At 61.8% G+C, this 12,868-nt stretch carries 16 protein-coding genes; 7 read left to right on the plus strand and 9 right to left on the minus strand.

The genetic code is table 11. From position 1 onward, the window contains the following. On the minus strand, positions 1 to 756 hold a 756-nt coding region (locus AAGW05_RS16050; RefSeq protein ID WP_411805562.1), incomplete at its 3' end, for a type 1 glutamine amidotransferase domain-containing protein. A gap of 281 nt (positions 757 to 1,037) precedes the next feature. On the opposite strand from AAGW05_RS16050, the gene AAGW05_RS16055 reads away from it, so the two are divergent. The 4 genes from AAGW05_RS16055 to AAGW05_RS16070 all read left to right on the plus strand — a co-directional run bounded on the left by AAGW05_RS16055 (position 1,038) and on the right by AAGW05_RS16070 (position 3,543). Further along, positions 1,038 to 1,796 (plus strand): hypothetical protein, encoded by a 759-nt coding sequence (locus AAGW05_RS16055; protein WP_411805563.1) that lies wholly within the window; start codon positions 1,038 to 1,040, stop codon positions 1,794 to 1,796. Between the two features lie 172 nt (positions 1,797 to 1,968). Beyond that, positions 1,969 to 2,544: a class F sortase gene (locus tag AAGW05_RS16060; RefSeq protein ID WP_411805617.1), complete on the plus strand. Its 576-nt coding sequence runs from the start codon at positions 1,969 to 1,971 to the stop codon at positions 2,542 to 2,544. A gap of 229 nt (positions 2,545 to 2,773) precedes the next feature. Beyond that, a complete protein-coding gene (locus tag AAGW05_RS16065; protein ID WP_411805564.1) occupies positions 2,774 to 3,067 on the plus strand; it encodes a cupredoxin domain-containing protein in 294 nt (97 codons plus the stop codon). A gap of 197 nt (positions 3,068 to 3,264) precedes the next feature. After that, positions 3,265 to 3,543 (plus strand): hypothetical protein, encoded by a 279-nt coding sequence (locus AAGW05_RS16070; protein ID WP_411805565.1) that lies wholly within the window; start codon positions 3,265 to 3,267, stop codon positions 3,541 to 3,543. A 201-nt stretch (positions 3,544 to 3,744) separates the two neighbouring features. Here AAGW05_RS16070 and AAGW05_RS16075 read toward each other — a convergent pair whose 3' ends face one another. Continuing rightward, positions 3,745 to 4,530, minus strand: a complete 786-nt coding sequence (locus tag AAGW05_RS16075) for an SDR family NAD(P)-dependent oxidoreductase (protein WP_411805566.1) — start codon at positions 4,528 to 4,530, stop codon at positions 3,745 to 3,747. Positions 4,531 to 4,649: 119 nt separating this feature from the next. Here AAGW05_RS16075 and AAGW05_RS16080 point away from each other — a divergent pair, with 119 nt between their 5' ends. Next, the gene (locus AAGW05_RS16080) at positions 4,650 to 5,165 is read left to right on the plus strand and encodes a MarR family winged helix-turn-helix transcriptional regulator (protein WP_411805567.1); all 516 of its coding nucleotides are present in this window, start codon (positions 4,650 to 4,652) and stop codon (positions 5,163 to 5,165) included. A 482-nt stretch (positions 5,166 to 5,647) separates the two neighbouring features. Here AAGW05_RS16080 and AAGW05_RS16085 read toward each other — a convergent pair whose 3' ends face one another. The 5 genes from AAGW05_RS16085 to AAGW05_RS16105 all read right to left on the minus strand — a co-directional run bounded on the left by AAGW05_RS16085 (position 5,648) and on the right by AAGW05_RS16105 (position 9,020). Further along, positions 5,648 to 6,118, minus strand: coding sequence for a hypothetical protein (locus AAGW05_RS16085; protein WP_411805568.1), 471 nt, complete (start codon positions 6,116 to 6,118; stop codon positions 5,648 to 5,650). Next, the gene (locus AAGW05_RS16090) at positions 6,115 to 6,426 is read right to left on the minus strand and encodes a hypothetical protein (protein WP_411805569.1); all 312 of its coding nucleotides are present in this window, start codon (positions 6,424 to 6,426) and stop codon (positions 6,115 to 6,117) included. Before AAGW05_RS16090 ends, AAGW05_RS16085 begins: the two co-directional genes overlap by 4 nt. A gap of 293 nt (positions 6,427 to 6,719) precedes the next feature. Continuing rightward, positions 6,720 to 7,490, minus strand: coding sequence for a 5'-methylthioadenosine/S-adenosylhomocysteine nucleosidase (mtnN, locus tag AAGW05_RS16095; RefSeq protein WP_411805570.1), 771 nt, complete (start codon positions 7,488 to 7,490; stop codon positions 6,720 to 6,722). Beyond that, positions 7,487 to 7,954, minus strand: coding sequence for an S-ribosylhomocysteine lyase (locus tag AAGW05_RS16100; protein ID WP_411805571.1), 468 nt, complete (start codon positions 7,952 to 7,954; stop codon positions 7,487 to 7,489). Before AAGW05_RS16100 ends, mtnN begins: the two co-directional genes overlap by 4 nt. Before the next feature lie 142 nt (positions 7,955 to 8,096). Further along, positions 8,097 to 9,020 carry a LysR family transcriptional regulator gene (locus AAGW05_RS16105; RefSeq protein WP_411805572.1) on the minus strand — a complete coding sequence of 308 codons (924 nt, stop codon included), beginning with the start codon at positions 9,018 to 9,020 and terminating at the stop codon, positions 8,097 to 8,099. Positions 9,021 to 9,103: 83 nt separating this feature from the next. Here AAGW05_RS16105 and AAGW05_RS16110 point away from each other — a divergent pair, with 83 nt between their 5' ends. Next, positions 9,104 to 10,051: an EamA family transporter gene (locus AAGW05_RS16110; RefSeq protein ID WP_411805573.1), complete on the plus strand. Its 948-nt coding sequence runs from the start codon at positions 9,104 to 9,106 to the stop codon at positions 10,049 to 10,051. A gap of 5 nt (positions 10,052 to 10,056) precedes the next feature. Here AAGW05_RS16110 and AAGW05_RS16115 read toward each other — a convergent pair whose 3' ends face one another. Both AAGW05_RS16115 and arfB read right to left on the minus strand, forming a co-directional pair. Beyond that, positions 10,057 to 10,767 carry a hypothetical protein gene (locus AAGW05_RS16115; RefSeq protein WP_411805574.1) on the minus strand — a complete coding sequence of 237 codons (711 nt, stop codon included), beginning with the start codon at positions 10,765 to 10,767 and terminating at the stop codon, positions 10,057 to 10,059. Between the two features lie 126 nt (positions 10,768 to 10,893). Then, positions 10,894 to 11,316 carry an alternative ribosome rescue aminoacyl-tRNA hydrolase ArfB gene (arfB, locus tag AAGW05_RS16120; RefSeq protein WP_411805575.1) on the minus strand — a complete coding sequence of 141 codons (423 nt, stop codon included), beginning with the start codon at positions 11,314 to 11,316 and terminating at the stop codon, positions 10,894 to 10,896. A 91-nt stretch (positions 11,317 to 11,407) separates the two neighbouring features. Here arfB and AAGW05_RS16125 point away from each other — a divergent pair, with 91 nt between their 5' ends. Then, positions 11,408 to 12,814, plus strand: coding sequence for a PLP-dependent aminotransferase family protein (locus AAGW05_RS16125; protein WP_411805576.1), 1,407 nt, complete (start codon positions 11,408 to 11,410; stop codon positions 12,812 to 12,814). Positions 12,815 to 12,868: the final 54 nt, after the last annotated feature.

Raw genomic sequence — 12,868 nt, forward strand, 5'->3', positions numbered from 1 at the left:
CTTTTTCTTGGCGCTTTTCTCGGCGTCCTTCGCTGCACGCAGCGCCTCCGCCTCGCTGTGCTCTTCAGCCTTCTCGTGGTGGATGACCTCCGCAAAGAGCTTCTCCATCTCCTTGGCCACGCCGGCGGCCGAGGCCGGGTTCTGTCCGGTCACCAGCCGCCCGTCGACAACGACCTTTTCCTCAAAGACAGCGGCGAAGACGTGGGTTGCGCCTCGTTCCACCAGCCGGTCTGCCAGGAAGAACGGGATAACCTTGTCTTTGCCTGCAGCCACCTCCTCGTCGTTGGTGAAGGCCGCCACATTCCGGCCCTGAACGAGGCCAAGCCCGTTCTGCAATTTCACGTTCACCAGGCCGGCCGGTCCATGGCACACTGCGCCAACTAGGCCACCGCCGTTGTAGACGCTGGCCACCAGGTTCTGCAGGCCCTCGCTGTCCGGGAAGTCCCACATGGTGCCGTGGCCGCCCACAAGATAGATGGCGTCGTACTGTTCGGGATCAACGACGTCGACACGGGCAGTGTTGTAGAGGCCAGCTCGCGCGGCCTCATCTTCGGTGAAGGCAACCTGGATGGGATCGTGGGAGTCCACCTCGTCGCGCGGGGGCTGGCCGCCCTTGATGGACGCGAAGTCGACAAAATGCCCGGAATCCTTGAAGACCTTCCACGGATGCGCGGCCTCGGCCACGTTGTAGCCGGTCTTCTCTGCTGTATCGCCTATTTCGGAAATGCTGGTCAAGACCATGAGAATTTTTTTCATGGAATGCTCCTTTCATCCAATTCCCACCCTAGGCGTGTGCTTGAGATCCTGCCAGAGCAACAGTGCGTCTCCGGCTCGAAATACGTTGCTGGAAGCCGGATCTCTTCCGTGTGGTGGGCCACCAAACGGGGCTTGGCATTCACCTCTTACTAGGAATCAGCCTTTCGGTGACAGTTTCGCTAATCTTTTAATTCTTGTGACATAGAACACAATAATCAGTTATGGTCAGACCTATGGCCGTGCCCATTGGGGGAATGTCCATTCTCATAGGAGGAAATCTCGTGAAGAAGTCCACGTATCTGATCGTCCCGGCACTTGCCTTGGGCGCCCTCGCTCTGTCCGCTGGTCCGGCTCTGGCTGCAGACAGCAGCACCTATCAGGCTAATCTGGCTGCGATCAATGGCAGCAATGCTTCCGGAACATTCATGGTCACGGTCAATGGCGACCAGGCCACTGTCACCGAAAATGTCTCGGGCCTGGCCGCAACTTTCGATGGCAAGCCCTATCCACACGTCCAGCACATCCACATCGGCGCGAAGGGCACGTGCCCGGACATGTCAGCGGACACCAGCAAGGATGGCGTCATCAGTACCACCGAAGGTGCCCCGTTCTATGGGGGGATCGGCGTGACGTTGTCCACCAGCGGTGATACTAGCCCGGCTGCCGCCACCAATTTGGAAGTGGCCGGCATGGGTGCCTCATACACCTACGAGCGGACCTTTACCTTGGATGCGAAAACCGCTGATTCTCTCAAGGCCGGAACGGCCGTCGTCGTCGTTCACGGCTTGGATCCGGCCACCTTGCCCGCTGCGGCCCAGAAGGAGCCGAGTGACCTGGTCCCCACACTGCCACTGGCGGCTACCTCACCGGCCTTGTGCGGTACATTGACCGCCATGCCTGCCGGAGCCCCCGGAACCGGTATTACTACCCAGGTCTCCTCGGATGGACCCAATTTGGGTATCGTTGCGGCCGGTGGCGGTCTCGTTCTGGCAGCTGGCGGAGCTTACGCGATCCGTCGCCGGATGAGCACCAAGGTCTGATAGGCGCAGGAAACTAATGCGATCTGAGACAAGCAGCCGTCGTGGACGCCTTGCCGCGTCCGCGACGGCTGCCCTGCTGCTAGCCGGTGGCGTCACAACCATCGGCTTTGGACTCCATGTTCCACCTCTGGCACCGGAGAGAGGCAGCAGTCCAACCGCCGCTGCACCTTTCATGAGTGGTACTGCATTGGCCGTAACACCAACCCCTGACCCGGCTCCGATCCCGCCCGCGCACACTTCCACCCCTGCGCTACCCGTTCCTGTTGCTCCGGAAACTGCGCTACCTGCTTCCGTTCCGATCCGGATGGAGATCCCATCGATCGGTGTAGACGCAGCCTTGCTGGAATTAGGTAAGCAGGCCAATGGCGAAATTGAGACCCCGCCTGGCGAGGCCGGCTCACCCGGGGGTTGGTATACGCACTCACCCACCCCCGGACAAACCGGTTCCGCCGTCATCCTTGGCCACGTCAACACCAACAATTCCGCCCAAGGCTTGTTTTACCGACTCCACGAACTCACCCCGGGTCAGACCATCACCGTCATACGCGCCGACCACACTGCGGCAGTATTCACTGTTGACAAAAACGACACCTACCCCAAAGCCACTTTCCCGACCGTGGAGGTTTACCGAAACGCTACCCGTCCAGAAGTTCGACTCATCACCTGTGGAGGCTATGACCGGGCCACGGGGGAATACCTCGAAAACACGGTCGTGTACGCCACCTTGACCGCCAGCCACCCGGTGTAGTCCTCACTGTGACCAAGACACCGGAAAATGTTCAGCATCTTTTTTGTTAGCTCCATGAAATGGGAACCCCATGACAACGAACCAAACGCACCAACGTCTCGGCCTCGCTTTAGTCTCCGCAGCCATCATCATCGGTATCAGCGCCTGCGGGAGCACCGGGACGGGGTCCGGCCCATCAGTGGTACCCCCATCGACGGCAGCCTCATCAGCTGCATCGATGGAGCCAAGTATGAACGGAACCCCCACCGGGCCTACCACGGGTTCCACAGCGACCCCAGCCGAGCTCACGATTCACATCGAATCTTTTGCCTATACGGGACCGGACAGTGTTCCAGCTGGAGCGACTATCTCCGTGATGAACATGGACGCCCAAGCACATACTGTTACCGCAGATGACGGCTCCTTTGACGTCGTCGTCAAGCCAGGTAGCAATGTCACGTTTACCGCACCAAAAAAACCCGGTGCCTACACGTACCACTGCACCTACCACTCCAGTATGCACGGAACCCTGGTCGTAAAATGACCTCGGATAAAAGCTCCAGTCAAAGCCCGTACAGGGAACCCTCGGAATCGATCCGCCCTCACCGTCCCACAGCCTTGGCCATAATACTTCGGGTGCTGGCAACGGCAGCTTTGGCGGTGGACGCCATCGTCCACGCCAGACTCGCCGGTGGCTATCAGTCCGCCTCTCCCGGGGGTTTCGGAGAAGGTAACCTCTTCTTGGCAGAAGCCGCAGTCGCCGCCGCAGCTGGACTCTACGTCCTCATCCGGGGCAGCCGCCTGGCCTGGATCGTGGCTCTTCTGACCGCTGGGGGTGGCCTGGCAGTGCTACTCCTTTACCGCTACTTCGATATCCCGGCTTTCGGGCCCTTCCCGGCCATGTACGAACCCATCTGGTTCTTCGAGAAAACCCTGACCGCACTATCCCAAGCATTCGTCATCCTCTTGGCCATCATCGCACTTACCCTCCACCGACCTACCCGCTCCTTCACCGGCTAACCTGCCTCTCTTGCCTTCACCCACCCGCCCGCGGGAGACATCCTCTGAAACCGCACCCCTCAACCACCTGCTGGCGGCCCACAAAAGGTCCCTCTTGAGGAGCCGCTAGGCGTCGAGATTCACGTTTCCGGGCGTTCTAGATTTGTCAGCCGGCTCTGGACCCGGTGGTTGCGTTGAATTGTCGTAGCGCGTTCATGCAGGTTAGAGCATTGAGGTGAGCACGCCGCCATCGGCGCGCACGGCGGTACCGTTTGTCGCGGAGGAGAGCGGGCTTGCGAGGAATACTGCCAGGTTAGCGATTTCTTCAGGTTCGATGAACCGCTCTAGGAGCGAGGTCTGATTTCCGCCGATAATGACCGACTTGAGCTCACTTGTTGTGATTTGCTGGGTCTTGGCGATTTGCTCGATTGTTTCGGCAACACCGTCTGAATAGGTGGGTCCACCAAGGATCGTGTTCACAGTAACGCCAGTACCGCGGGTGAGCTTAGCCAGTCCGTTGCTCAAACCGAGCAGTCCCGCTTTGGTAACTCCGTAATGCGTCATATCCGCAGGGATGTTCACACCCGATTCGCTCCCAATGAAAATGATCCGGCCCCATCCCGTGCTAATCATCTGTGGAAGAAGCGCGCGAGATAGCCGGACACCACTCATAACATTGATCTCGAAGTAGCGCGCCCATTCATGGTCAGAGATCTCCTCGAAGGGTTTCACTTCGAAGAGACCGACGTTGTTCACAAGTATGTCGATGTTTCCCAGCGAACCCAGTAGATGCTGGACTTGTGTGGGTTCTCTGAAGTCTGCAGCAATGCCTGAGACGTTCGCGCCTGGTACGTCCAACCTCAGTTTCTGCACCGCGCTCTCGACCCGACTCTCAAGGCGTCCATTGATGACGACGGAAACTCCCTCTCGGAGAAGCGCTTCCGCAATGGAGTAACCAATGCCTTTGGTGGATCCACTGATGAAGGCTCGCTTGGTCGCTAACTGCATATCCATATTCTTGCTATCCTCGCTTTTTAGTTGCTTGGGAAACTAAAGGCTACGGAATAATGATTGCCTGGTCAACTAACTGAGCGGTGCATTCCGTTTCAGTCTCGTACTCTGAAGTTATGACTGATACCTCTAATCCTCGAGTTCTCATTGGGCCTGACCTTCAGACATGGGCGGGACTTGCTACGGTTCTGGAGTGGTTGCCACCTGCGCTCGATGCGCCGTTAGTGAATGATTTTGACCTCACCCACTTCGAGTACGGCATCCTGTTCGCCTTAAAAGGCGCACCGGATCACACGCTTCGCATGGGTGATCTGGCGGGTTTTGCCAATAGCTCCCTCTCGCGGCTATCTCGCGCTGTGTCACGGCTGCAAAGGCGCGGCTGGGTTCGGCGCTCACCAGACCCCGCGGACGGGAGATCTACTCGTGCGGCCCTGACCAACGATGGTTTGGAGGTGCTCAATGAAGCAACCCCGTGTCATGTTGAAACCGTCAGAAGGTTAGTCCTTGATCCGCTAACAACCACTCAAAGACGCCAGCTGCACGAGATCACCTTGAGCATCCAACAGGCCATCAGAACCCAAGAAGGATGGCGACCACAGCGAAGTGTCCACTCTCGCGCAGCATCGGACTAACACCGACAGCCATCGGGCTCGACTTGCCCATAGCGTACGATTTTTCCGATTTCTGCGGTGGCCCCAAAATGCTCTCGCCGGCGGAAAGGGCCACGCCCGAACCGCCGGATGAACCACCAGGCGTCAGCTCCGTGTTCTACGGGTTGTGGGTAACACCCCCCCAACGTGCCATGGAGGGCGCGCAACAGAAGGTCTTCCATTGCGCCGAGCTGCGAACCGCCCGCCGCAAAGCGCTCCTGGGATGCGCGGGCGGCAAGGTAGGCGACGTCGAGCATTTCCTAGGTCACGGCATTGTTGCTGGGCTCGACGGCCGCGGTGCCTGCCACCGGTATCAAGCAGATCAACGAGGAAAGATCCTTGCGTTCAAAGAACCTGGGCCTCGCCCAATTACGGGCGCGCCGGCATGTCAAAGGTCCGGGTCAGCCGCAGTGGTTTGCCGTTCCGGCTACTTTCGACCTATGGGGAATCCTTGGCACGTTCGCTCAGAACTTCGCCTCGTGGCGAGGATGGCGCCCGTGGCCGGCTTGATGGCGTCGTGCGTCTGGGCCGAAGAGACCTGCCGGATGATGAAGTTGATCAACTGGTACATCATCATTCCATGGGGAATGGATGGGTGCGGCCGAAACACGGGTGCCGTCAAGGTCAAGAAGACGCTGACGAAGTTCCTGGATCAATGGAAAACCAGTGACCGAGGCCACAGCAATTGCCTCAAGCCAGGGGTCATGGCCATCGGCGTTTGGTTTCGCCAGCACTTCCCGGGCGAGTCCTGAACCGTAACCCAGGGTGGAGCCTTCCAGGGCTCCGTAAGAATGCACCATGCGATCCCCGGGCAGGCCGGCATCCTTGAGGCAACCAAGAACGAATTCGATGGTGTGGAGCTCGCCCTGGCCAAAGGTGTCCGTGGCAAAGGCATCGCAGCCGATCGACGGGTATTTGATGAAGACATCGATCACGGCGTTGAGGCAGCGCTCAAGCCTTGGGCGCCACTCCTTCGGAGCCTGAGTCGTAGTCCCTCCCTCAAACGCCATGATGAACCGCCTGTAGAGCGCGCTGCCTGCAGGATTGCGTCGCAGTTGCGGAAGTGGCGGCACATGGCCGTTGGATTGGCGCCAAGGGCCTCGCCGAGGCTCTTGAAGGTGAAACGCGACTGTGGTTCCTCGCGAGCCAGTACCAGTACTGCGTCGATGATCGTGTCCGCATCGAGTCGCACGCGTCGTTCGGAGAGGAGTTCCTCCGCCAGATCGGGGCTGGGGTGGGCCACTTAGCATCGCCTCTTCCAAATTTTGAGTGATGTACGTCTTCTGGTTCGCGCGTCTACCCAGTCGGCCTGACCTACTCCGGCCACCCGTGGGCCCCGTACGGCAGCTCCTCGCCGGTAAGGACCCAGATCGAGGCGGCAGGCAAGGAGCGGGGCTTGATTACCTCCAGCAACTTCAACCGCATCCACGTGATTCCCCGTGCAACATCAGCGTTGAGGACGCAAGCCGTGGCCTGGGCATTCTCGACGACATCCTGGGGATCGCCGATTCACCGGTCACATGCAGCCCCGCCGCATCAGGAAATGGCGGTCTTGGCTTCCGGGCGGGGTGTCCCGGCATCGATCCAGGACCCGATGACTGCCGTGGCAATCTCCGCCGAACGCTCGGCGGCGTCGTCAACGTGGGTAAGGAAGTCGGCTTCGGATGCCGGACCGCACAGGTCCGAGATTCCGCGGATGGCAAGGAACGGCGCCTTGTAGGCGTGGCACGTCTGTGCAATCGCAGACGACTCCATGTCTGTGGCAAGAACCTCGTCAAACTGGCCCTTGATGACCACGGCACGCTCGTTGCCCACAAAGGCGTAGCTGGACACCATCAGTCCGTGATGCACCGTGTCAACCAGGCGCTCCCCGGGTGTGCCGACGGCGCTGGCCGCCACCAGGACGTCGGGGACAGGGTAGGAAACCGGCATGCCTGGCACCTGTCCAAGCACGTAACCGAAGGCGCGGGCATCGGCGTCGGCGTTGATGGTGTCAGTGCCAATCACTACATCGCCGACCCGCACTGACTCGCCCAGTCCGCCGGCGCTGCCGGCACTGATGACAAGGGGAGGCGGCGCGCCGGGGGTGTCCCTGTTCGCCAGCAGCAGCGCTGACGTGGCCGCCCCTGCCGCGTTGACAAGGCCGATGCCGCCCTGGACAAAGAGGGCGTTCCGGCCGTGGATGACACCTAAATGGTGGATGGCATTGCCGACCTGGACAGGATCACCGACGGAGCTGGCGCGATGGAGGAAAGGGGTGATCTCCTCTTCCATGGCGGCAATGACGATTATTTCAACCGCGCTCATGCCGACACCTGCTGCCACTGTGCACGCTGTGCCAGGAAAGTCCGGGCGGCGTCCTGTGCATCCGCGAGCGAGTGGTTTTCGCCCCAGCCGCACTGGATTTCGTTCGCCGCCGGGACTTCAGATGCGTCCAAAACGTCCGTCAGGGTGGCCTCAATGAGAGCCATGACTGCCTCGACATCCGGCTCGCCCTGAAGAATGAGGTAGTACCCGGTCTGGCAGCCCATCGGAGAGAAGTCGATGACGGCCTGCGAGTGGTTTCGCGAGCATTCGGCAAAGAGGTGCTCGAGCGAGTGGATCGCCTTCATCTCAAGGTGCGCTACGTTGGGCTGCGTGAACCGCACGTCATATTTGGTAATGACGTCACCGTGGGGAAGCTCCTTGCGGTCCGCAACACGCACATACGGTGCTGCGACCGTGCGGTGGTCGAGGTTGAAGGACTCTGCGTTCATTCGTGAGGGATTCATGGTTGTGCTTTCCTGCGTAAGTGCCGAGGCGGGGGTTCCTCGGGGCCAATTTCTTGCCACATTCATAGTAGCTGGCGGCGGTACTGGCTTGTTCGGGGTCCGGCCCGCCGGCAGGTTAACGGCACGCCATTGCCGCGCTGGCCTATCGGGGAAGCGGGACCTGAAGTCCATCCCCGGAATGCCCGAGCCTGTCAAGGACCAATGCCAGGGCAGGCCACGCGCTGCGACCCTGGCGGGTCCTGGCGAACGCACGCAGCTGCACCCCGGGATTCTTCAGTGGAAGGATGGTGATGCCTTCCCGCGGGAGGCGGTCAAGGGGGAGTAGGCCCACGCCGAGGCCCGCGATGATGAGGTCCTCCACCAGGTCAAGGCTGTCCGACTGGTGGCGCAGTGCCGGTTCGAAGCCCGCCATGGAGGCAATCGTCCGGAGCACGGTTTCGTCCGCCACATTGCGCGAATTCCCAATCCAGTCGTGGCCGCGAAAGGCGGAGAAGACCGATACGGCCTCGTCCTCCGTCGAAAGCAAGCTGCCGGCACCGGCCGACGGCACCCCAAGTCCCCAGGGGGCCGACCACAATTGCAGCGTATCGACGCCTGGACCGGCCTGGTCCGGCGCCAGGTTGTAGTCGTAAGTGAGTGCCAGGTCGATTTCGTCGATGGCCAGTTTCTTCAGCGCCTCGGCGGGTTCGTGCTCGAGCACCACGATCTCCAGCCTGGGATGAAGCTGTGCCACCTCGTGGATAATCGGCATCAGCGTCCTCCGGATCGCCGTCGCAAAGCCGGCCACGCGCAGGATGCCTGAGGGTTCGGCCGCCGGGTCAAGTTCCAGGCGCGCGGAATCCACCGCGGCGAGGATGATCGCTGCGTGTTCGGCCAGGCGATGTCCGGCCGGGGTCAGGCGCACCCCGCGGCCGTCAGGCTCGATGAGCTGGGCTCCCGTGTCTTGGGCGAGCAGCCCAATCTGCTGCGACACGGTCGACGTCGTTGCCCCCAGCAGGTCGGCGACGGCGCGCATCGATCCCACGCGGGACAGTTCGAGCAGGTATCGAAGCCTTCTGGTGTCCATGGATCCCATTGTCCATGAATTCCGAACAATCAACTGCAAAATCCAACGTGGACGTGGACGGAGCCATCCGGTCTACTGGAACCATGGCATCCCCATCGACGGCATCAGCGCCCGGCCCCGCAAAGAACACGGCAGGTAGCGGTTCCATCATGGCCGTCGCCGCCATGTGCTGCGTCCAACTCGGGCTCGCCGCTTCCGTTGGCCTCATGGACAAAATGAGTGCCGAGGGCGTCGGCTGGCTGCGGCTCGCCTGGGCCGCTGTCATCATGGTCGCCATTGCCCGTCCCTGGCGGGTGAAGTTCAGCCGCTCAACCCTGTCCATGTGTGCCCTGCTGGGCGTGGCGACGGCAGGGATGACAATGGGCTTCATGCTGGCAGTGCGGACGATTCCGCTGGGCACCGCAAGCGCGCTTGAATTCCTGGGCCCGCTCTCCATTGCGGTGATCCAGGGCAGGGGAGTCGCGCGCTGGTGGGCGCTTGCCGCCGCGGCCGGGGTGCTCGCCCTGACGGAGCCATGGCAAGGTGCCACAGACATGGCGGGCGTGCTCTTCGCCCTCGGCGCCGCCGCCTGCTGGGCCGGCTACGTGCTGTTGACCCAGAAGGCGGGTGACGCCGTGCAGGGCGTCAGTGCACTCGCCATCTCCCTGCCTGTCGCCGCGGTGGCCGCAACCTTTTTCGTGGGCCCGGGGGTGGTGGGCCAACTCGACTGGCAGCTGGTGCTCATCGGCCTCGCGCTGGCACTGCTGCTGCCCGTCATTCCCTTCAGCCTTGAGCTGCTGGCCCTGCGCCGGCTGACAACGGCCGCCTTCGGGACGCTGATGTGTCTCGAACCCGCCATTGCGACGCTTGTCGGCCTGCTGGCACTGGGCCAGGTGCCGCGCCCCGCAGCACTGGCAGGGATCGTGCTTGTCATCGCCGCGGGCATCGGGGCCACCCGTACTGGACGCCGCCGGCCAAGCGTGCTCATGCCACCATCAGAAAGCACGACGGCGGACCCCCTGTTGGTGCCAGCCTCGCCGAAACAGGGGTAGCCGGGCTACCTGGTCTTCTTCTTAGCTCCCACTGCGGTGTCCATGAGCCCTGCAAGTCCGCCTTCTTCGGCGTTGGTGGCCTGTCCACCGTCGGCTACGTGCCCATTGGCGGGCAAGTCATCGACTGAGACCTCAGTGGCCACCTCATCAGAAGCCGCGGGGGTGTCCTTTTCCTCCGCCACCGTTGTCTCTGCAACAGGATTCACTGCCGGTTCGTTAGCCGCGTTGATCTCCAATAGCGAGCTGCGGTGGCGGCGGGCATCCGCGAGCTTGAACAACCGTGCTGCAGCGAGGGCGTCGCCTTCCTTCTCAAGGAGGGCACCTGCTGCCATCAATGCCTCAGCCGCTACCGCGTTCTCGCGGTAATCCAAATAGGCCCTGGCCGTTGACTCGGCGGTGATCTCGTTGATCAGGGCGCTGACGCGGCTTGCATCAGCTAGGGAAAAGCCATGTCCAAGCTGGTAGACCTCGTGGTACAGGAAGCTGTAGTTTTCTTCCCGGAAGTCCATGGAGCGGTCAAGGCGGGACGTCAATTCTGCCTGCTCAGCGGGTGAGAGGTCGTCCACTTCCAGCCCGAGCCGCTGGGCAAACTCGCGCAGGTAGGTGGCGCTGGCCAATGGCATCCCACCTAGCGGGAGGGCGGCGTCGGGAGCCGCGGGGTGCTCCGGTGCGGCAGAGGAAAAAAGGGCAAGGAATTTTTGGAACAGGGTATTCACGGGGGTTCTCCATCGGTAAAGGCTGCACTTAGATCTTCCCAGTCTTCCGAGGGATTCATCGAATGAATTCCCGTGATGCTCACCGCAATGGGCAGCGGAACTGAAGTTCACGTGGTGATTCGCGCATTACTCCGACCGGGGCCGCTGCCGCAGCGCCTTGGTGGCCGAACGTTGTTGTTTTGCGGCCTGATGCCTCCTGCGGGAGCCCTTGCTTGGCTTGGACGCGCGGCGTACCGGCGCATCGGGGGCAAGGCCCGCGGTGACAATCGCGGCGAGCTTTTCAAGGGCGATTTCACGGTTCCGCAGCTGCGAGCGCTGCTCGGATGCGGTGACGCTCAGCACCCCTGCGTTCAGGCGGCGTACAAGGCGGCTGGTCAGCATCAGTCGCTGCGCATCGGTGAGCGCGGCCGATTCCGCTATGTTCCACAGAAGCTCAACACGGCTGTCGGAGGTGTTCACGTGCTGGCCGCCCGGACCTGAAGACCGCGAGAAGCGCCACCCGAGTTCGGCTGCGGGAATAGTCAACGCCGGTGATACCTCCAGATCCATGCGACAAGTCTTGCATGCCCGCGTGGTGCAGGCGTAGGCAACACTAGGTAACACTCTTGACACACGGAAAGTAACGTTATCTAGTTATCCTATGTTTACTGGTAACAGGGCTGATGAAATTGCGGACATGCTCAAACTGCAGGCGGGCTTGATGCGGGTGGGAGAGAAACTGCCTTCGGTCCGGGAGCTTTCAAAAACGTACGCGGCGAGCCCTGTCACCATCACGCAGGCCATTACGTCGCTCTCCGCGCAGGGAGTGGTCCGTGCCGAACCCGGGCGTGGCACCTTCGTTGCCGGGCGAAACAGTCCCGCCGAGCCTGATTTTGCCTGGCAATCCTCCACCTTGGGGCGCTCGCGCGTCGATCCCGGCCGCGCCGGGAAGTTCGGCGGAAACGGGACGGCCGAGCACGTCCAATTGTCGTGGGGCTACCTGGCACCAGAACTACAGCCCTTCGATGAGCTGCGCACCATTGGATCCCGGTGTGCGAAAAGCCACCGGGCCTGGACCATGGCACCGCCCATGGGCCTGCCCGAATTGCGCCGTGTCTTTGCCGAGGAACTCAGTGCCGAACCCGGCGACGTCCTGATCATGCCTGGCGGCCAGCAGTCACTCGCCTTTGCCATGCGCACTCTTGCCGACCCTGGTACCACCGTCATCACCGAAAGTCCCAGCTACCCCGGTGCTACCATTGCCGCCCAGGCTGCCGGACTGAACCTCACCGCAGTCCCCGCCGATGAACACGGCATCCGCACCGACCACCTCGCCGAGGCCCTCGAACGCACCCGCGCCAAGCTGATCTACCTCCAGCCCTGTTTTGCGAACCCCACAGGTTCGGTCCTGAGTCCTGAACGGCGGTTGGAGGTCATTGCCCTGGCCAAGCAGTACGGCGCATTCATCATCGAAGACGACTGGGCCAGGAACCTGTCCCTTGAGGGTTCGGCCCCGCCGCCCCTGTTTACCCAGGACCCTGATGGGCACGTTGTTTCCATTGCCACACTGAGCAAGCCGGCAGCCCCGGGGCTGCGCGTGGGGGCCATCGCAGCCAGGGGCCCCGCCGGCGAGCGCCTGCGCACCGCACGAATCGCCGATGACATGTGCGTTCCTGCGCTGACGCAGGAGATCGCACTCGCGCTGTTGACCTCAAGCGCCTGGCCCCGGCATCTCAAGCGCCTGCGAACGGGACTGCTGGAGCGGCGCGACGCCATGGTCGCGGAGATCCATTCATCGATGTCCGGTGCCAGGGTTGTCAACGTCCCCACCGGGGGCATCCACCTGTGGGTGAAGCTCCCCGACGGAACAGACTCCACCGCGCTCACGGCCGCGGCCAACAGGGCGGGTGTGCTTGTTGGTGACGGCAGACAGTATTACGTGGACGAGCCGCCCGCCCCCTACATTCGCCTGTCCTATAGTGCAGCGTCCATCGCCCAGATCCAGGCCGGAGTCCGCCGCGTCGCCACACTTCTGCCGGGCCTGTCCGCCGCTGCCGAGCGGGCTTAGTAGCGACAGTAGCCGTGGCTGGACGTCCATGGACGCACGGGGCTGTTGGTCCTA

The sequence above is a fragment of the Arthrobacter sp. LAPM80 genome (assembly GCF_046736435.1).
In the GTDB taxonomy this organism is placed as follows: Bacteria; Actinomycetota; Actinomycetes; order Actinomycetales; family Micrococcaceae; genus Specibacter.